Raw genomic sequence first — 20,882 nt, forward strand, 5'->3', positions numbered from 1 at the left:
GCATATTGGAAAACTATTTGGAAAAAATTTCCGCCAATTTTTTATCCAATTCTTCACCACGCAAATATTTCGCAATGATTTTACCATTAGGGTCCACCAAGAAATTCATGGGAATAGCCTTCACATCATACATTAGCCCCGCTTCATTTTCCCATCCTTTGAGATCTCCCACTTGTTTCCATGTAAGTCCATCATCTTGGATCGCTTTTAACCATTTCGCCTTATCAGCCGCTTTATCCATGGATACACCTAAAATTTCAAATCCTTGTTTTTGGTATTTAGTATAGGATTTTACCAAATTCGGATTTTCCCGTCGACATGGTGCACACCAGGATGCCCAAAAGTCAATCAGGACATACTTGCCACGATAATCTGATAATTTCACAGGCTTGCCATCAACATCAGGCTGTGTGAAATCCTGGGCTTCTACCCCCTCGCTTGTTTTTTTGACTAACGCTATACGTTTGGCCAAGTCCTTACCCAAAATAGAATTCTGCAAGCTAGGATCTAGTGTAGCGAATATCTTCTCAGCTTGGAGTGCATCAAATTCAGGGGGTAACGTTGAATTAAAAGCCATTAAAGCCATGTAGCTTTTAGGGTTTTTGGCCACATAGTCCAATTTCGCATCGATGGTCTGTTGCTGTATAGCATTTGCACGATCCTCCAAAGACTTGATATATTTAGGGTCTTGCTGATCTGCAAGCGACTTAGCTTTATATTCGTTATTTAAAACCTCATATTGATCGTATATCGGTTTCAACATCGTATTTACCCGTTCATTTTCTGTATTTAAAGGGGATCCAGAGATTTTTGCATGTTTAATTGAATCTGCCGCTACAAATTTGATCGTCGCTGATTCAATAAAAAAAGGAAGAATGTCTTGTTTCGGTGGTTTAGCAGGGTCAAAAGGAGCATTATCGTGAATAATACGTAAATGCGCTTCCATCGGGGAAGGGATGCTTCCCTTAAATTCAAATTTTCCATTTTTTATTTCAACGGAGTCAATGCGTTCTTTTCCGTCATAATTAAGACGCAGATATGCCTTCGCAGGTTTGTCTAACTTGCCCACTGCTCCTTGCAGTGTATAATTTTGTTGTGCATATCCTAATGCTGGCAATACGCAAGCTAAAGCTAGCGCCCATTTCATATTTTTCATAATTATTTAGTTTTTCTCGTTCAAAAATCTATTTCACTAATTTCGTCAGACTGTTTTTAGCAGCCTGTCCCACAGTTCCTGTCTGTAATAATTGTTTGTAAAGTTTTTCATCACGTAGTACAGACAATGCTTCTTTAAAACTTTGGTTCGATTCGTTCCGGATCCGCGCCATGTAATCACCGCCAGTATATAACAATGAACCTACTTGTGCTTTAAATTCAACATCAATAGTAGCATGCGCGTCAAGTTGTTGTACAGGTGGAATTGCTACAGCAATTTTGTTTGCGGCAGTGATCAGTTGCTGGTGTACTTCTTTTGGAACTTTAAACCTTAAGTTGAATGCTTTGAAGTCTGGATACGCTTTGAGCAGAGCCTCACGATTTTGTTGGACAAACTCAAATCCACCTTTGGCAACGAGCCCACTGTTCATCAGTTGTGCCATCCAGGTACTATATTCATTGGTATCTATGGGAACAAAACGATCTGGCATAATTCCACCACCCCCAAAAACAATCCTTTTATTTCCAAGTGTCGTGTATTTTAAAGAGTCCGGAAAGGAAATATGCCCTTCTTCCAATAATTCTTTTGATTCCATTCGGCGGTTAAAATCCTGGAAATAATCATCCTTCCCTTTATTATAGGGTTTTTGGATCGAACGCCCTGATGGAGTGTAGTATCTCGCACCGGTAAGCTGCATTTCTGAGCCATCCGATAGCGGTACAGGTTTCTGCATCAAGCCTTTTCCGAAGCTGCGGCGCCCGATAATTACAGCACGATCCCAGTCCTGAAGTGCTCCTGTGACAATTTCACTGGACGAAGCAGTTGATTCGTCAATTAGGACTACGAGCTGTCCTTCGTAAAACTGACCAAATCCGCCCGTAAAGTAATAGTCTTTTCCCCCTTCATTGGGCACTGAATAAAAAACAATTTTCTCCTTAGGCAAAAACTCATCGGCAACACCAATAGCAGATTCGACATAGCCTCCGCCATTGCTCTGCAAATCAAGGATCAGCTTTTTCATTCCTTGTTCTTTCAGATTTTTTAGAGCAGCATCAATCTCCTGACGTGTAGTTCTATTGAAAATTGAAAGCGCGATGTAGCCGATCTCCTGATCTACCATATAACTTTCTCGAACCGATTTCTCCAATATATTTTCGCGAACAATACTAATACTCTTGCTTTCCTTACTTCCCGGCGACGCAATTGTAAGGAGTACTGGCACGTCTTTTTCACCGCGCAATTTTTCCATAATCTCCTTATTGCCCCATTTTTGCTCAAGGATGCTTTCTCCGTCTATCCCTTGGATCTGATCACCGACACGTATTCCTGCACGCATGGCAGGTCCATCAGGATTGACTTTGGTGACAAAAGTCTGCTCTTTTATTTTTAGAAACTGAATGCCTATCCCAGCAAAGCTTCCACTCATGGCGACACGCATCTGTTCAGCCTCCTCACGACTGGTATAGTGTGAATGGGGATCTAAATCTGCTATCATCGCTTTGATCGCCGCATCCACCAGATGTTCTTCATTGACCTGGTCGACATAATTCTGCTGAATAAGCTTCAGTGCCTCCTCAAATTTATATTTTGGATTCATCTGAGCCTGCAAAGACAGCCCTAGACCAAGCATGCCGACGAGTAAACTCGTTGCTTTCCTATTCATATTGCGTAATATTTAATATTTTATTTTTCGTTTTTAAGTATCTCGATAGCCAGGGAAAGTTCATCCATCAATTTGCTGGGGCTTCCTGAATAACCTCCCGAGCAATAACGCACCCGACCATTTTTCACAATGATTTTTCGCGGAATAGATGAATCGCCGAACAGAGGAACCAATTGTTTGAACACCAAATCCTGCTCATTCGTCTGTGGATTGACCGAATCATGCAACAAATTGAAACGAAAACCTTCTCCACGAACATAGTTTACTGATTTATCTTTATAATTTCCAGTCTGCATGGTACCTAGCATATAGATGGCAACATGTTTATCCTGCGCATATTTATCGACTAAAAGCTGCATGCCTGGAAAGGCCATGATACACGGACGACACCAGGTAGCCCAGAAATCCACGACAACAATTTTATCTTTCCAATCTTCTGGCGTAATAAATAGACCTTCGGCGGTTTCCAATCGAAAATCAGGCATAGGATGATTGACCCAATTGTGATCCACATAGGCCTGCATTGCAGCTTTTTCCTCGTTGGATTTTAATCCCGTCAAGTAAGCCTGATAACCACCCTCATCGCCAGCATGTCCTTTTAAGTAAATTGCTTTGAGCTTATCAAACATACGCGGTGTCATTGCATTGTATCTTGCACTCATCTCAAGTAAGGGTAAGACTTGTTTGTCATCGCCTAAACCCTCCAGCACCTGAAGGTTAATTTCATTGAGTTCGGCATTATTGTATTTACCATCTTCGGAAAGCAGTAAGAAATATTTTCGGGCTTCTTCATACTTTTTGAGGTCATTTAACAAAGAAATATGGGTAAAAAGACGGTCATCCAAATTTTTAACGACATTGGAATCTGCCTGTGTCTGCCGATCAAAATCTTCCTGATAAGAGTTGTCTCCTTTACGCGCGATCAATTTGGGTAGAATTGCTTCTGATACTTGATAAAGGCTATCTTTACCAACCATTTTAAACATATATGCACGCATGATATTCCAGCGCATCAATTCGTTTCCTGTACGGAAATCAATATCGTCATACAGTTTCGCAAACTTGTCAAGTTGCTTGGAGTCGAAGTAAGCCGATCCGAGTCCACGGTATACTGCATAATAGATAAACCCCTGACCGTTGGGATGCTGACGCCATTGCTTAACAGGAAAACGTTGTAAAAAATTCTCATACGAAGCAATTACCTCCGCTTTGTTTGGACTGCTTCCCATGGTATTGCTGTAAGCAATAAACCGGGCCGTCGCACCAGTTGGAAAGTCGGTGTTTACACGTTGCTCGATCAATTGAGTCAATGCATTATCATGAAGCCGCGCGCTCGCAAAACTATAGAGTTGGTTAAGGTTTTGATCAGAGATAGCCTTTTGTTTAATTTGATCATTAATCAGCTTCTTGGCGTATGCCGGAAATGCGCCTTCCAAAGCCAATTTTTGTAAGTTCATAAAAGGCTGAAAATAGCGGAGGTAATGTTTTCCCGACAAAGCAAATTCTTTTTCAGCCAATCCTTTCAGATAGGCAGCTGGCATTGCAGGAGGCTGACTATTATAATAAGAGAAGATTCCACCACCTGCTATTGCAGGTACGTGAAAAGCAGCTTCTCCCAAATATGCCCCCTCTACGGAATTTCCTTTTCCATCAGCTAGAGCAATAGCATAGCCACGATCCTGATTGTTGTCAATTGCATCGGGACGATCAGCTTCTCCCTGATAGAATTTTACCGCTATAAAAGCCGTCGTCGGTTTAACCGGTACCGCTACTGTCCATAGCCCTGTCGCATTTTTCTGCATGGAAACGCTTATCTGCTTCCAGTCAAAGTCTTCAAACAAAAAGAATGTCGCATGTATTGCATCACTAAATTCAAGATCCTTGTCTTTGGCGCTGTAGACCACCTGAACAGGCGCTGTCGTTTGGGGTTTTGCCGGTTTGAAAACGCTGCTGTCAAATCGAGGCTGCGCATATAACACAGCCTGGACAAACATCAGTACTAAAAAGATCATCTTTTTTTTCATCTTATATAAATTATCTGGGGTTTTGGCCAATTTCAGGATTAAGAGTCAACACTTCCTGGTTAATGGGGTATATTAAACGTGGGCTTGAAGCGGTCAAGGTATAAGTCTGTCCGTTTAACGTACGGCTAACAGGTTTAAAATAATTACCATCCAACGTAAGGCGGCGCATGTCGTACCAACGTAGATCCGTTCCAACAAATTCGCGACGGCGCTCGTCGACGACCGACTGTAGTAAGTCACCACTGATATCTGTTGGTGAAAGTGCGATGTATTTACTGGCTGCAAAACGCTTCTTACGCAATAGATTTAGCAATTCGACTACTTTGGCCACATTATTTTGACGAGCGTATACCTCTGCGCGATTAAGAATTATTTCAGGGCTATTCAAACCTACATAAGAGTTGTAATAATAAGGGTTATTAAATAAAGGTTTGATGTATACCGATCCTTTGTAGGTATTGACATCGGTACCAATGAATAATTTCAGCCGAAGATCATCAGCTTTGTACAGTGCGATAAGTTCAGGATTTATCGGACCGCGTATAAATCCTGAGCTTAACTTTGACAAGAGTACTTCCTTATCATCAATCAACCGAGGATAGGAGCTTGAAACGTAGTCCTCCAGATTATACACTGTAGGATCTAAAGCTAAGGCCAAGTCGGCATATCTACCAGCTTCTTCAAAATTACGCATTGTCAAGTATACTCTTGATAACAAGGCATAAGCGGCGATTTTGGAAGGATGGTAATTAAAAGTCGGATAATTAGGTAGATTTTCCGTAGCCAAACTTAAATCTGTGATCATCTGTTCATAAATCCGAGCTAGCGACACACGACTTAGGTTTTCAAAAAGATTTGCTTTCAGCAATAATGGTAATCCGGGTTGACTTTCGGCCTTTGTGGGATCATATACTTGGGCATACTGATTGGCTAAAGAAAAATAGGCAAACGCACGATGAACACGAGCTTCAGCAGCGACAGCAAGCTTTTGTGCCGTTGTGCCATTTTGGCTTTCCATCACCCCGTCAAGAATTTCATTGGCAATGTAAATCTGTTTATACAGATTATTCCAGGCTACGTCTTGCTGATTGTCTACATAGAAATAGTCATTCCAGATATAGGCTCTTTGGTAATTCTCGCCCCAGGACAATGAAGCTGTTAAGGGAACTTCCGTAGCGATATTATCACTTGTGATAAGTGGCAGTACATACGAACTTTCAAAGTTACCCTTGTTGTTGAGAAGATAACGAAAATCGTCGGTTGTCTTCAGGGTACGTTTATCATACTGATCTACTTCTACAAATTTCCGACATGAAGCTGCCAATAATACGCTCGAGGATAGTAGGCTATAGAGGATAATATTTTTGATTTTCATGATTTCAGGTTTAAAAAGATAGGTTTAGACTCATAAAATACGTTGGTGAGGGTGGAAGATTTGAATAACTATTCAATGTCCGATAACTTGGATCAATTCCATCTTTATTTTTTCGCCATAGTAAGCCCAGATTGCGAACACTCGCATTTACGTTTACAGATTTAAACGGTGTATGTTCCAAGGTTTTGAACGGAAAACTATAACCTAGATCAATCTGCTGCAAGCGAACATTACTGCCACTGATTACCAACGCATCCGAATTGGCATAACGGGACAAACTATTGTATTGGTAACCTTGCTTACTCAGTCCTGGTACGTTTGTGAAAGCTTCATCTCCAGGTTGACGCCATCTCTTTGCTAAATCAGACTGAAGACCGATCACTCCAGAATAGGGAGCATAATCTGGATAGTTTTGTACGGAAAGTCGTCTAAATACATGTCCCAATTCGTAGGTTATACGAACTCCCAAGGTAAAATTACGATAGGAGAATGTATTGAATAGTCCACCAAAATAGGGCGGTGTGGTACGCCCCACTTTCACGAGGTCTTCGGGTGAAAGAGCTGTAGCAGGTGCATCAGCATTGACAATTTCTCCATTTTGTTTGTATACCTGCGAACGTCCTTGATTATCTAATCCTGCCCATCGGTAGGCATAGACATAATCTATTGAATTTCCGACAATCGGAATAGTTCCATTGATATAATCAAGCACCCGAGTCGGATTGCTGAAACGCGAATCTGTGACTTTATTGGTATTATAACCAAAATTGAATAATGTATTCCATTTCACCTTAGATTGCAACCAAACAGCCCTTAAGCCTAAATCAACACCTTGTCCCGACATTGTCGAGCTATTAAATTTCAGACGCGTCCAGCCATAGGTTGGGTTGAACGGAAAATCATAAATAATATCAGAAGATTTCTTCGTATAATAATCTACATTAAGCTGTAGTCTGTTGTGCCAGATGCCGTAATCTACTCCAATATTTAGTGTATGGACTTTTTCCCAGCTAATCTGACTATTAGCAGGAGATACAATTTCTGCCGTTACTTCATTTGTAATGTTATCATTACTAGTATTGATCACAACAACCCTATTTACACCTGTTGGCAAAATACCGTTGACTCCGTAGGTCATACGAATCCCCAAAGCATCTACCCATGTCGATTCTTTTAAGAAGTTTTCTTTTTTAACATCCCATTTTCCACCTACAGACCAAAGTGGCTTACCGCGCTCACTCTTAGAAGCACCAACTAGCGTAAAATCATCAAATCGAATACTTCCAGAAAGTACATATTTACCGTTAAAGGCCGAAAAAGCGCCATTGGAATAGTAAGATAACGCTCGGTTTCTATTCTTTGCAATGGCAGCATTGGAACTGAAATAATTATCCCAACCATAAATCGTCGGGTAACTTCCTCTTGGATTTATAACGGCAAATGAATAGGTATCAGCGTTGAATCCTAAATAGTTATCTCCGGATGACCGGTAATTATTCTGTTTCCATTCGGCACCGGCGAGAAAATTCAAATTATGCTCCATAGACCTGCCAAAAGCTTTGTTGATATTCAGCTGCGAACGGAAAACGTACTGGGAGCCATTGTAATTTTGAATGCCCAATCGACCTCCCATCGGATAGCCGTATACATAATTTCCATTAGCATTGAACGTAGTACCGATATTGATCTGATTTCTCTGGCTATAACTATTTACCCCGTCAACATTTTCCGTGTTGTTCAGCTGCCGCTGCCATTGCCCCATTACCGAGAGATCTGCCCAACTGGTCAGTTTGGTATTGATATCCATATGCATCCGCAACCCATGATTTTGATTATTATAATTTGCAGCGGTAAGCTCTTCTATTGGATTATAAGCCCAATCCATATAACCTTTGTTCTCAAAATCCTGCGAGACCTCAGGTCTAAATTGAATATAACGTCGTATGTTATTTCCGCTTTCATCTTTCAACAGATCATAAGGGAGAAGACCGCCTGAACTAATATTTGATGATAGTGCATTGATTACGGCCGAATTACCAATGGAATTTCCATAATTATACGTAATACCAGTAGCTAGCTTAACCCGATCGTTGAAAAGCATATTGGTAAGATTAGCCGTTGTATTGAAGCTTTCTGCTTTATTTGCGCGAAATACGGGGACATCTTTTGTATAATTGGTGGAGACAAAGTAGGTGCTTTTATTGGCTCCTCCCGAGATCGAAAGATTATACTGTTGGGAAGTCGCTTTCTGCAATAGATAGTCTTTGATTTGATTACGATTATCAGTAGATGCAAGTCTTGAGAGTGCTGCATCGCGTTCCTGCTCTGTTGCTGTCCCCCGTATTGCACGAAAAATCCATTCGAGTGATTCAGAGTGAGGTTTGCTACTATTAAATGCGTCCCAGCTATTTTTTTCGATATTGTCTGCTATAAAGCCTTCCTCGACCAATTGTTTTTCAAGGTCAATATATTGCGACGAAGTCATCCTGTCCATTTTATTCAGAACAGCTGGAGAGGCGATACTTAAGGAAGTACCGAAATTGATTGATGTTGGGGTAACTCTTCCTTTTTTAGTTTCAATAACGATTACCCCATTTGCGGCTTTGGCCCCCCAAATTGATGATGCCGCAGCATCCTTCAATACAGTTATGCTTTCGATATCGTTCGGATTTATTCGGCTTAATACCGCACCACCAGAGCTCTGTGTATTGCCTTTATTTGTAAGCGAAAATTGGGCATCAACGGTTTCCGCCATCGGGAATCCATCAACTACGATCAATGGTTCTTTTGGAGTTCCTCCGGTACCAAAACTATTTATACCGCGTATCTGTATGTTATTTGTTCGTGGATCTACATACATCCCCGGTACGAGCCCCTGTATTCGTTCAAGGATATTGATTGCTGGTGTTTCCTGTAATTGTTTGGCCGTCACGTTTCCAAATGAACCGGTAGCTGTCTCTTTGGGAATTTTAGTGTAACCCATAGACACCACTTCAACATCATCCAATACACTGACGACCTGTTCCATCGTCACATTAATCTGATTACTACTGCCGATTACCCTACGCTGCGGCTCCATCCCCATGTAGGAAAAAATCAGTGCATCAGCTGGTTCAGTGAGGCGAAGTGTGTAGCCACCATCACTACTTGAGGTCACCCCTGTACGCACAGCATGTCCATCGGACATGACAGTTACACCAACCAAGGGCGTACCTTTATTATCTTTTACAAAACCTGTGATAGTCTTCCAATACAGCCCATCATCATCTTTACTTCTCTTATCTCTATTGTCCCGAATAATGGTAAAATAATTATTTTGAACGTAGAGAAAGAGATAATTGTTTGGATAGAGAAGTTCTTTCAATACAGTCTCCACAGGAATTCTCTTATTTCTCGGGATCAGATCACTGTTAACAAAAGAATCGCGGATTAGTCCCTCTTCATAAGAAAATTTCGTTCCGTAAATGCGAGTTACCTCGCTAAGAGCCTGCCCGAGACTAGCTCTTTTTTGTGCAAAGCTACCTGTGGTACTCATCAGGCAGACTATAGGCACAAGAAGTTTAGTTTTCATAAATTTTGATTGATTAATAGTTGTTTTAGTTAGGTTTTATTACAATCTGTTTGTTTTTCACTTCAATGTTTACATTCATCGTATGTTTGATAACAAAGAGAATGTCATCAATCTTTTTTACTGGAATGACACCGGTAAACCGCTTATTGAGCAATGCTGGGTCTTCAACCACCACTTGGTAGCCATAGTTATCTTCCAACACACTTACTATATTGGCTAAGTTACTGTGCTCAATGCTCAATTCGCCCCGAGTCCAGGATAGCACTTTGTTGGCATCGTTATAAACGATCTCATTAGTTTTTAAATTTTCGTCGTAGATGAACATCTCCCCTGGTGCCAGTACACGATCCTCTCCATTTTGCCCCTGAACGCGTACGCTTCCTTCAAACAAGGTCACTTCAATGCGTCCACGGCGATCCTTCACATTGAACTTTGTCCCCAACACCGTCAATGAAAGTTTGCCCACATGCACGACAAAGAGATCGTTTTCGCGGAGGCGATTTTTAATTGCTGTATGTTTTACCTCAAACATACCTTCCCCTTCTAACCAGACTTCACGCGGTTTATCGGTTTTCCAACTGCGTACATAGGAAATGCGGGAATTACTATTTAATTTGATAATAGAAGAATCTGGAAGAGCCAATTCACGTTGTTCACCAAATGCGGTATTCGCTGCTTTTGTACCAAATTGGCTAATTTCATAACTCAATATTCCAAGAAGCAATAGTGCCGCCGCTGAAGCTGTCCATCGAAGAATTGTTCTAATAATCGATTTTTGCACTTGTTTCCTCTCATAAACTGGAATCTGACTTTGGATGTTCGTCCAACGCTGATGACTATTTAAGCTGCTTTGAACAGGTTTCTGTGCTTTAATTAACAGCATCCACGATCTTGCAATATCCATTTCGGCGGCCAAATTTGGATAATGACTGCCCAGTTCCTGCCAAAAATCCTGTTGCGCAGCTTCATTCTGAAACGTAGACTGCACAAAGTCCTCATCCGAAAAAAAGTCCGTCGCCGTATAATCTTTATATTTTGCTAACCTAGAATTCATACTGTTTTATATAGGTTACACCCTTCACAAAAATTTTACCCCAATAAATTTTATTTTTTTTAAAAATAGCAATGCCAGTCAAATCAACCCAAAAGGCACAAACGCCATTCAGGATAATTTAATACTGGTTATTTTATATATTGTGGAAAAACTTACAGTTAGATGTAAGATTTATTGATATCGTAGCTGGTTGAGCAAATAGAGCAGTACCAAAAGACCAAACCTGCCAAAGTGTTTTTTCAAACTGTCTAGCGCACGGTAATACAGTTTATAGGTGTCTTTGGTCGAAAGCCCCATTATTTCGGCTATGTCTGTATAGGGCAATTCTTCAAAAAAGCGGAGATGAATAATTTCGCGCTGACGAGCGGTCATCTTTTGCAGTGCTTGATCGAGTCTATCCCGGACCTTAGTAGCACGTTCCTGACGGATTATAGTAAGATCATGTGGAAGCTCAATGGTAAATGGCAAATAATCAACGGAAGAATTTATCACTTCTGTCCGCCGAAGTGATTGCTCAATTTTCTTTACCAACGTACGACGGAAAGCCTTATATAGGTAGTTTTTGACCGCAACATCTGTACTTAAGTTCTCCCTGTTGCACCATAACTTAACAAATAGCTCTTGAATACTGTCCTCGATAATCGCCTCATCTTGTGTAAACTTGAATCCATAATTGAACAACAGTTGGTTGTATCGTTCAAAAAGTATTTTGAACGATGGTTCATGTCCAACTTGAAACATTTGCCAAATCTGTTGATCGGAGTTCATTAACTAATGCGCGACTTCTTGCTTTTCAGTTTAAGTAGATAAAATTTACATTCAAATCTAGCAATTTTTTTCAATCAACATAGATTCAATATTTCTACTTCTGAAAAGCGAGCATTCGCCTTCCTCTAGCCAAGCTGGAGATTTCAGGACCGTTGACCATCCAGGTTCGAAAACCGATGACTAGTTAATCCGCACAATTTTAACCGTTTGAATTTTTCGCTGAAAAGTCTCAAAACCATTTTCACTTACTTTTATGGTTTATTTAAAGTGGTCAATTCACCTCGAAATATCATGGTCTCTATCCCCAAAATCTCCACTAAGGTCCATATTACACGTTTTAATTCGAAATGATTCACCGCAGCTTTTCCATAGCAAAGGTCAAATCACGTATCTGTATTTTTTGCTCATTATTAATAATAGCACCATCAGTCCATTGTAGTAACAAATCGTAACCCCAGCTTCTACTTACCTTATTTTTAAATAATGATGGATCGAAACGAGGTTTTTTCTTTTCAGCTATGTCTATCACTGAATTTAAATAAAGATAAACAGGTGTTAGATCTTTTTCTTTTATGTCGTAACCTATCTCTGCAGCATATTCTTTAGCTTTTTGTTGTTGATTGGATACGATATAGATTTCCAGAATACATAGCCGATACAATTCTTTATTCGCTTGAATTTCCTTTTCATTTGCAATCCGCTTGCGGTAATAATCTATTATTTTCTGAAATGCCTCCCGAGACTTTTCTTTCTGGTTAGTCTTCTGATACAAGAGACCCACGTCGACCCAGCTTTCAATTCTAAACTGCTTCGACAAGGTGAGATAGTCTTGAATTGCCGCTAGGGTATCCTTGACGGCGAGATAACTTTTGGCTCTATTTTCAAATTCGGGGACAACAAAATTCATTATGCGAATCGGCCCTATAGTGTCGCGCTGAATAGCTCTCGTCAGATCGGATATTGCACCATTATAATCACCACGTCTGAATCGTGCCTCACCAATATTTCTAAAATTGAGCGTTTTTTTGGTTAGATCTGGATTAAGTTCAATGGCCTTATCTGCCAACTCAACAGCTGTCTTATAATCCTTGTCGAAAATAAAGGATTGGCTACTCCGCTCCACAAGCGCATTGACCATATTATTATCATTGGGCAGATCATCCATGTCCATCAGACCAATCTGTTGAAAATACAGCATTACACCGCTACGCTTTTCTGCATAAGAGTTTTGATTTTTGGGCGATTCCGGCAGCTTATTTCGTCGGAAACTCAAGCTTTCCAATAGTGGTGCTACGACCATTTCTTTTGGAACCTCTTTTATATTATTGTCCATCAAAAGTAGTTCCTTACCAAGAAATTTTTCCCATCCCGTTAAAGGTAAAGTGGAAATATTACAATGAGAAAGATCTACAGCATATGAAGTCGATGGAATAGTGAATAATGACTTTATTATTTCAAAAGATGAGAAATCATTATTGGATATTAGGATAGTGTTAATGTTCTTCCATTTTTTCAGATCATTTGGAAAACTACGAAGAGCTGTACTGGCAAGCTGACGGTTGGTTTTGGGGTCGTCTTTGCGATAAATTTCTCTCGATGAATCATATACATTATAATGTGAAGGTCGGCTATTGATCGCATAAAACGCATGTAAATTAACAAGTTGACCTAGCGATTCAGGGAGCACAGTTATATCATTGTGACTTATATTTAAAATCCTCAACTGTTTCATATCACCGATAGAAACGGGTAATTCACTCAGGTGATTGATATCGGCATATAGCTCCCGGAGATTGGCCAGCCCCTCCATATGAAAGGGTAGTTTTTCCAGTAAGTTCGTAGAGACTCTTAATTTTTCGAGCTTCGCTAGCTTTGCAATACTTTCTGGTAATGCTTTTAGAAAATTATCGCTTACATCAAAATTCTTTAAACTCAACAATGTACCGATGTCTTCGGGCAACCGACTTAAATTGCAATACGATAAATTTAATATTTCGAGGTTTTTCAATCCAGCAAATGACGGTAGTGTAGCTATCGGATTAGCTTGCACATTTAACTCGTGTAATCTATGAAGACCATTGATCGTAACCGGAATATACTGTAACTTATTTCCTTGAAGCTGTAAGGTATTTATACTTGTCAATTTCCCCACATCATTTGAAAGAAACCCAAGCTTATTATAGGATAGGTTTAGATTTTTTAATGCAGTTAACTGAAACAAGACATCCGGCAGGCTATCAATTGCATTGTCAGATAGGTCGAGTAGACGAAGTTTTTTTAACTGGGCTAACTCTTTGGGAAGATAAAATGCAGACTTTGTATTTTTAATCTGCAATTCCCGCAATTCTTTGAATTGAAATAAAGAGGAAGAAATCTGTTTTAGAGGTCCGTTTGAATAGTTCAGATATTTCAATTGAGTGCTGCTGCTGAAATTATTCGTAAATCGTCCTAGGTCATCGATATCGTTAAAATTTAATACTAACGTTTTGAGGGACCTGAATCCTCGGTCTGAATATATTGCTGTGTCTTTAACCGTAAAGTAGCTTAAACTAAGTGTTTCAATTCGCTCTTTATTGGGAAGTATATCCAATACATGATCAACGCGGTCACTTGGCGAAGTAGCGCTAATAGCTATTTCGATTAATTGGGACGGAAATTCAAATTGATCCAATAAAGGTTTATAATTAAGCGAAATGCCTTTCAATTGATAATTTTCTTTTAAACCTTTCGGGATATACTGCACCGGAAAAGCTTTGAAAATTAAATAGTGTAGCATGGGCAACTTATTCAGGTTTGAAATTTCGCCAGCCAAGTTTATTTTAGAGTTGCCCTCAAATGCTATTGCCCTCAACTGATTTTGTTTATAAAAAGTATCGTCAAGATGTAATATACCTACAGGCTGCAAAGTATCATTTCTAATTCTAAATTCCTTAAAGACAAGAGCCTCCACATGGGGGAATAAATATAATGATTGACAAAGACTATCTAATTGGGACTGATTTTCAAATTTTAGCCCTAAATAGCGAACCTTATATAGGCTATCAGAACAATCTTTTAAAAGAGGAATATCTTTGGTACTCAGCTCAACAAAAGAGATTCGATCGTTAGGATGATGATGGTTTATAGAACTTACACTGTTTGAAGAGCCACTCAGAATCGCTTCATACCCCAAAAGATCCTGAGCAGTTAACTGCAGACTAAAAAGACAAAAAGCTAAAAATAAAAATCGCTTCAAATATAAGATGTTAATCATATTCTTTCGTTTATCCATTGGCCAACTAATCAACAATAAATTTATATACTATCGGATTCGAGATTTGGTTATGTTTGACAAGAAAACTATTCCCAACCATATTGACCAAATCGATAGTATTGTCATGACGGAGATCTTAACTATATGCCCAGGGATAATTAATGTATTCCAGCGTGGAACGACTACATTGGAAAAAGTGAGGTAAAACGCCACTACTATTAAGATTAGAGTTAATAAAAATAAAACAAAAAATATCAATTTTGATTTAGAATTCATATTATAGCTGGTATTTCTTAAATATATACAAATGTTAGGAAAATTTTGGAAGAATCGGAATCTACTTACATTTATTTCCACTTAAGTAGTCAGTATTCCCGAAGGTTATTAATGGAACAATCAAATCTGAAGAACCTAATACGTATATCGAATCCATGTTTATCAAAGATTCCATATACACGGCTTAAAAGGGGTATAGCGCTGCGACCTTTGGAGATACAGGAGTTAAAAAAAAGCGTCTCGGCTCGGCCTTAGCACTAGTTTATTCTTTCACCTGAGATACCCATTTGGGAGCACGATCAATAGTCTGTCTAAGGTATAAATTCAATTGTGCAACATGATGCTGAATATGCCGCATATTATACAAGAGAATCTCAAGGAAAGAAAAGTTTTTAGATTCGTTGTTCCAACGGGCATTCATTCTGCTCGGTGTGAACTCTTCTATATGCTTTCTAGCTTTCTGTCTACAGTGCTCTAAACACGTAAGAATTTCCGACCTGGTATATGTCCTGTCCGGCTTTTTGCCTGTCCGATCAAATTCTGAAAATGTAAACGGTTTTGGTGGTTCAAATTTTCTGGGTTCTACAGATAAATAATAATCTGGCCAAAAGAGACAGCGGAAAGACAGATACCAAAAATCTAATGCGGTGTCCCAATGTTCATCGGAAAACATATAAATCGCGTTTTCGAGCATGTCTTAACTAGCTCCAAACTGGCTCTACAGTACATCGTTTATCATAATCGAATCTTGCATCATTCTTATAATTGCATATCTATAATTAATAATTCCTTCATCCTAAACTCGCTTAACGATAATTTGATGAATAAATATAATTAATGTTCTTCAGCAAACTGTATATCGACAGTTCTATTTCTTACCCTATGCCAAGTCGATCGAAGAACAAATCTTTTAAATTTATAAGACTGTAAATAATCAAAATTCAAATAGGGTAACAATAACCAAAAAATATAAAGCTATGCAAAAGATAATTCCAAACCTTTGGTTTGACAGCAACGCACAGGAAGCCGCGGCATATTACCTATCGGTTTTCAAAGATGGAAAAATAATCAATACTACCTATTACCCGAATTCAGAAGCCGAAGGACTGGCTGATTTCCAAAAGGATTTCGCCGGAAAGGTACTAACCGTGGAATTTGAGATTCTGGGAATGCGTATTATCGGGATCAATGCCGGACCGATATTCAAATTTAACGAGGCTATCTCGCTGATGATCCCCTGCAAAGACCAAACTGAAATAGACTACTATTGGGAAGCACTTACATCGGATGGAGGACAGGAGAGCGTTTGCGGGTGGCTCAAAGACAAATACGGATTAAGCTGGCAGGTTTGTCCTGGAAATTGGGAGGAACTCAACAAAAGACCAGGCGCGTTCAAAAAAATGATGGGAATGAAAAAGATTATTATTGCGGATTTCTAAAACTAGGTAACGACAAAGTCCATATTCAAACACTGGTGTAAACTCGAAAAAATAAACGTACCGGCAACGCAGCAATGGCCGCTAGGTTTCAATCATAGACCGAGGCCTTCTTAAAAATTTGAAAATGCGTCTCTGATTATTGCGCAAGCCATTATCTTTCAATAGGAGATTGGTCTAGGTAATTTTCAAATATCGAAAATCCGACAGCAGTAACATCCAAGGCAACATTGGACAGAATAATAATTGCTTTTTGAGATTTATCATCAAATGCCACAAAAGACCTAAATCCACCTGTACCTCCAGAATGATGAAATATCGCCTTACTTCCAGCTTTTTTAACACGCCAACCCAATGCCATAGTTTGATCCTTATCTGCAAAAGTCAGCTGATGTGTCAAATGAATGGCCTTTGTCAGTTTATTTTTGAAGCCTAACTGTGCCTTCATAAAAATAATCATATCGTCCAATGTAGATCTTATGGCACCAGACCCCGCCAAAGATTCCAAGTGCCAATACGACGTTGGCCTACCTTTTTCATCGTATCCTTGTACCACGTCGGTATCCCCTAGCGATGTATTTTTCATTCCCAAGGGCAAACAAATATTATCAATGACCAATTGTCCAAAACTTTTGTTACTATGACGTTCTAATGCTACACCTAAAACCCCAGCGCCTAAATTTGAATAAGAAAATCTGACTCCGGTCTGAGACGAAACATGATAATTTTTAAGGAAATGGAAGAGTGAATCAACCTTATAATGACTATAAGGATCTGCCGGAACGGCATTAGTCGTAAAAATATTATCCGGGAGCCGAGGAAATCCAGCGGTATGATTTGATAATTGAACAAGTGTGATCGGATGACCATGCCATGCTAAACGAGGAATGGAATCGGGCAGGTATTTACTGATCGGATCCTCTAATCGCATATTGCCATCAACGACTTCTTTTGCCAATAAAAGTGAGGTGAAAATTTTTGTAACTGAACCAATCTCAAAAATACTTTTGGAAGCATCTGGAAGTTGTTTACTTGTCTTAGCAATAGCTCCATAACTATATTTTCTTTGTCGCTTTCCATCAATTACCGCTAACATAATACCTGTGGCAGCACCCTTTTGAATATAAGGCCTGACGATTTTTTCCACCAGCAAATCTATGGAGTCTTTTAACGGATTATTACTTTCTGCTTTGAAATTCTTATCTTCTATGAAAAATGGCAGTTCCTTAAAATTCATCCTTAGAACCTGTTTCTCATTGTCAAGCAGAACAGAAAATAATTGTTCGGAGTTTTCAAATTGAATGGTATAATTATACCCGTTTTTAGTAGAATCAACAAAAGAAAAATATTGCATCAGGCCCACATTTGCCACAAACTTCCGCATTCCCAACGAAAACTTTTCTTTTGAAATTTTAGATTGATAAGTGGCGGACGATTGCCCGTAAATCACGTCTGATTTTTTTTCATTAAAAAGTCTTTGAAACTCCTCCATAAAATAATTGTAATCGGCACGAGTAGTCTGGGCAGGTAAGTACCGTACCGAGAACAGCAATAAAACCAGGAGACTGTAAAATCTATAATTTGGTTTAATTTTCATTTTTGTGTATTTCGGGTATGTTTAACAAATTTAATATATCCAATTGAAGAATCTTTACTATTTTCATTAATAAGATTTTATCTACATTGTCAAGAATATGCATCAATTATTGAATTTTTAAAATATAAAATTTGGAAGATAATCGATTACATCATTTAATTAAAATTATTAGGCAGTTGTTCCCTTTGAATGATAAGGAGGTTCTACTCTTGACGGATAGTATCAGTATTTTTTCCGCAGAAAAGGAAAATAACCTGATCAGACCGCTGCATGTTGCCGATCGGCTTTTTTTCCTAGAAAAGGGAACTGTTAGAAGTTTTTATCAGAAAGATTATAAAGAAATCAATACCGAATTCTTTTTTGAAAATGATTTTTTTACTGCGTTTACAAGTTTTCTTACCCAGGAAAAAACGAACTTGCATTTTCAATGCATTGAACATTGTGATTTAATAAGCATACCAAAGGATCTCATAGATAAATTGCTCCGGAAGGATACCAAATGGAATATTTTATTGAATAATATTTTAGCCAATGAATATATCAAAAAATGCCGCAGGGAAAGTTCCTTTCTGCTTTTGGATGCCAATGAACGATATCACTATTTTCTAAAACAATTCCCGGATGCAGATAATCGGATACCGCTTTTCCATATTGCTTCATACCTTGGGATGAGTCCTGAAACACTCAGTAGGATCAGGAGTAAAAAAATCAACCAAATTGATCTAAGTCAAGTAAACAATATTTAGATTTCCACACTTTTGTCATAGTAAAATTGAAATCATTTATGGAAAAAAGAGTAAAATTTGACTTCGAGATATTCTTTACGAACGGCGGTAGTATCAAAGGGGAAGATTTCAGATTAGATATATCTGGAGACGATATCATTGACAGTGCCCTGGCGGACTACATCGTTGAAGATATGCAGTTGCTCATGGTAGGAAAAGTTAATATCCTTAACAAAGAAATCCTCATTGAGCCCCATAAACGTAAACCAATTGATGAAAGTGTGGCGGAAGATTTCTTAATAGATTTAAGTCATACAATAGAGGATGGCCTGATCACTTACAAGGGGCTACCCGCACCGATTATTTGCGACTATCTCTCCAGGGAACAATCAAAACAGAACTATGATAGCGATACATCTTTTCAGATTGGAAAAATAGAGATGGTCACTAACACCGGAACTTATATCGATTGTCCATTTCATAGATTTGCGGATGGCAAAGACACAGCTCAAACAGTATTGAAAGATTTTGCACAGCTGGATGCTGTGATGATCCATATACCATTTACAGAAACCCTGAAAATTACAGAAGATCATCTTAAAAATAGAGAAATCAGGAATAAGGCTGTATTAATACAGACCGGCTGGGATAAACATTGGAATACGGAGCTATATTATCAGAACCATCCGTTTCTTACCGAACAGGCGGCAATATATCTTCGGGACTGTAAAGTTAAACTTGTAGGTATTGATTCCCATAATATAGATGACACGGATGGCAGAACAAGACCTGTTCATACGGTGCTATTGGGTGCCGGGATTTTAATCGTTGAACATCTCTGCAATTTGAATAAATTACCTGCTGAGAATTTTACGTTTACAGCCGCTCCACCAAAATTTAAAGGTGTGGGGACTTTTCCGGTCAGGGCATTTGCTTCTGTTGAAAAGAAATAATTATATTCAAATACGAAATCACCTTTAACAAGAAACACAATTACATGAAAAATAATGTAGGATTAACAAAAGATGCAGGCTGGCAGTTCGGAATCAGAAAAACTATGCCAGCAAACCTGGAAACATTGTGGAATGTCTTTTTTTCAGACAGGGGATTAAGTTATTGGTCTGAAGGTGTAGACCAGGGTTTTTCAACTTTTAATAAATATTCCCATATCCGAACAAAGTGGAGGCACAAAGATTTCACAGAAGACGCCAATTTACAGATCAGATTTATTCCTTCGAAAAATCAAGATAAAACAACAATTTCATTTCATGTTGATAAATTAAAAAATGAAAGCCAGCGTGAAGTGACGAGAGCATATTGGTCAAAAGTGATTGAAGATCTGAAGCTATTGCTTGATTCTTAAATCCCATATGAATAGGGGTTGTTTTATCTTCCCTAATCTTCCAAAACTAACTCAAATAGACCTGGATAGCTCTTTACAATGCCTTTCTGATCGACTTTGATCGACGAGGAAAATACGGTATCAAGATTGTCATACAGATATTCATCCTTCTTCTTTCTGCTATAAAGCTGTTTGACTGGCTTTATTTCATTTTCAAGAATGTTGATGTATATGACATCAATAGACTTTGATTGCCCTATATCCAGTGACAGATTATTGATTGGCAATGTATTTGTAAAAGGTGTAACCGAAATATCGATAAAGAGAAATTCATTGAACTCCGGTCTAGGAATTCCATTAATCGACCATAAACCTGCAGCGTTTGTACCGGTAATTAAATTTTTGTGCCCTTCAATTTCTGTTTTTATTTCAAATTCCTGTATGCACCAATTTCTGTCTATTTTTAAAACATAATCTACATTATAAATACGGTTTAAATAGTTGCCAATGATAGACGATTTTACATAATAGGCATCATTTTTCAGTTCTATCGTGCAATCTTCCCAGGATTTATAAACCAAGCCTCTCCAGATAATCTTTCTCATTTCGATCTATGAATTACAGTTTGCGGTCTTATTTCTG

Annotated in this window: 15 protein-coding genes; 4 read left to right on the forward strand and 11 right to left on the reverse strand. The window is 38.8% G+C overall.

Going from position 1 to position 20,882, the window contains the following annotated elements; translation table 11 throughout:
- Nucleotides 1-13: 13 nt before the first annotated feature.
- The 9 genes from BV902_RS21400 to BV902_RS21440 form a co-directional block, all read right to left on the reverse strand.
- Complete coding sequence (locus BV902_RS21400) at nucleotides 14-1,156, reverse strand: TlpA disulfide reductase family protein (RefSeq protein ID WP_075993683.1); 1,143 nt, start codon at nucleotides 1,154-1,156, stop codon at nucleotides 14-16.
- Between the two features lie 28 nt (nucleotides 1,157-1,184).
- Nucleotides 1,185-2,819: a S41 family peptidase gene (locus BV902_RS21405; protein ID WP_075993684.1), complete on the reverse strand. Its 1,635-nt coding sequence runs from the start codon at nucleotides 2,817-2,819 to the stop codon at nucleotides 1,185-1,187.
- Between the two features lie 20 nt (nucleotides 2,820-2,839).
- Nucleotides 2,840-4,843, reverse strand: a complete 2,004-nt coding sequence (locus BV902_RS21410; protein WP_075993685.1) for a TlpA family protein disulfide reductase — start codon at nucleotides 4,841-4,843, stop codon at nucleotides 2,840-2,842.
- Nucleotides 4,844-4,853: 10 nt separating this feature from the next.
- Nucleotides 4,854-6,218, reverse strand: a complete 1,365-nt coding sequence (locus BV902_RS21415) for a RagB/SusD family nutrient uptake outer membrane protein (RefSeq protein WP_083663717.1) — start codon at nucleotides 6,216-6,218, stop codon at nucleotides 4,854-4,856.
- Nucleotides 6,219-6,228: 10 nt separating this feature from the next.
- Entirely contained in the window at nucleotides 6,229-9,789 is a 3,561-nt protein-coding gene (locus tag BV902_RS21420) for a SusC/RagA family TonB-linked outer membrane protein (RefSeq protein WP_083663718.1), read from the reverse strand.
- A gap of 25 nt (nucleotides 9,790-9,814) precedes the next feature.
- The gene (locus BV902_RS21425) at nucleotides 9,815-10,843 is read right to left on the reverse strand and encodes a FecR family protein (RefSeq protein WP_075993687.1); all 1,029 of its coding nucleotides are present in this window, start codon (nucleotides 10,841-10,843) and stop codon (nucleotides 9,815-9,817) included.
- Nucleotides 10,844-11,014: 171 nt separating this feature from the next.
- The gene (locus BV902_RS21430) at nucleotides 11,015-11,584 is read right to left on the reverse strand and encodes an RNA polymerase sigma factor (protein ID WP_172840720.1); all 570 of its coding nucleotides are present in this window, start codon (nucleotides 11,582-11,584) and stop codon (nucleotides 11,015-11,017) included.
- Nucleotides 11,585-11,963: 379 nt separating this feature from the next.
- Entirely contained in the window at nucleotides 11,964-14,864 is a 2,901-nt protein-coding gene (locus BV902_RS21435) for a tetratricopeptide repeat protein (RefSeq protein WP_172840721.1), read from the reverse strand.
- 538 nt (nucleotides 14,865-15,402) lie between these two features.
- Nucleotides 15,403-15,813 carry a DinB family protein gene (locus BV902_RS21440; protein ID WP_172840722.1) on the reverse strand — a complete coding sequence of 137 codons (411 nt, stop codon included), beginning with the start codon at nucleotides 15,811-15,813 and terminating at the stop codon, nucleotides 15,403-15,405.
- 304 nt (nucleotides 15,814-16,117) lie between these two features.
- Between BV902_RS21440 and BV902_RS21445 the strand changes: the two genes are divergently transcribed.
- Nucleotides 16,118-16,579 (forward strand): VOC family protein, encoded by a 462-nt coding sequence (locus tag BV902_RS21445; protein WP_075993690.1) that lies wholly within the window; start codon nucleotides 16,118-16,120, stop codon nucleotides 16,577-16,579.
- Between the two features lie 151 nt (nucleotides 16,580-16,730).
- Here BV902_RS21445 and BV902_RS21450 read toward each other — a convergent pair whose 3' ends face one another.
- Nucleotides 16,731-18,173: a serine hydrolase domain-containing protein gene (locus BV902_RS21450; RefSeq protein WP_075993691.1), complete on the reverse strand. Its 1,443-nt coding sequence runs from the start codon at nucleotides 18,171-18,173 to the stop codon at nucleotides 16,731-16,733.
- 131 nt (nucleotides 18,174-18,304) lie between these two features.
- On the opposite strand from BV902_RS21450, the gene BV902_RS21455 reads away from it, so the two are divergent.
- Genes BV902_RS21455 through BV902_RS21465 form a run of 3 tightly spaced genes read left to right on the forward strand, consistent with a single transcriptional unit; the run spans nucleotide 18,305 to nucleotide 20,261 of the window.
- Nucleotides 18,305-18,919, forward strand: a complete 615-nt coding sequence (locus tag BV902_RS21455) for a Crp/Fnr family transcriptional regulator (RefSeq protein ID WP_075993692.1) — start codon at nucleotides 18,305-18,307, stop codon at nucleotides 18,917-18,919.
- A gap of 38 nt (nucleotides 18,920-18,957) precedes the next feature.
- Nucleotides 18,958-19,851 carry a cyclase family protein gene (locus tag BV902_RS21460; RefSeq protein ID WP_075993693.1) on the forward strand — a complete coding sequence of 298 codons (894 nt, stop codon included), beginning with the start codon at nucleotides 18,958-18,960 and terminating at the stop codon, nucleotides 19,849-19,851.
- Between the two features lie 44 nt (nucleotides 19,852-19,895).
- Nucleotides 19,896-20,261: an SRPBCC domain-containing protein gene (locus BV902_RS21465; RefSeq protein WP_075993694.1), complete on the forward strand. Its 366-nt coding sequence runs from the start codon at nucleotides 19,896-19,898 to the stop codon at nucleotides 20,259-20,261.
- A 32-nt stretch (nucleotides 20,262-20,293) separates the two neighbouring features.
- Here BV902_RS21465 and BV902_RS21470 read toward each other — a convergent pair whose 3' ends face one another.
- Entirely contained in the window at nucleotides 20,294-20,845 is a 552-nt protein-coding gene (locus tag BV902_RS21470) for a putative glycolipid-binding domain-containing protein (protein ID WP_075993695.1), read from the reverse strand.
- Nucleotides 20,846-20,882 lie beyond the last annotated feature (37 nt).

Source organism: Sphingobacterium sp. B29 (genome assembly GCF_001952815.1).
Lineage (GTDB): Bacteria > Bacteroidota > Bacteroidia > Sphingobacteriales > Sphingobacteriaceae > Sphingobacterium > Sphingobacterium siyangense.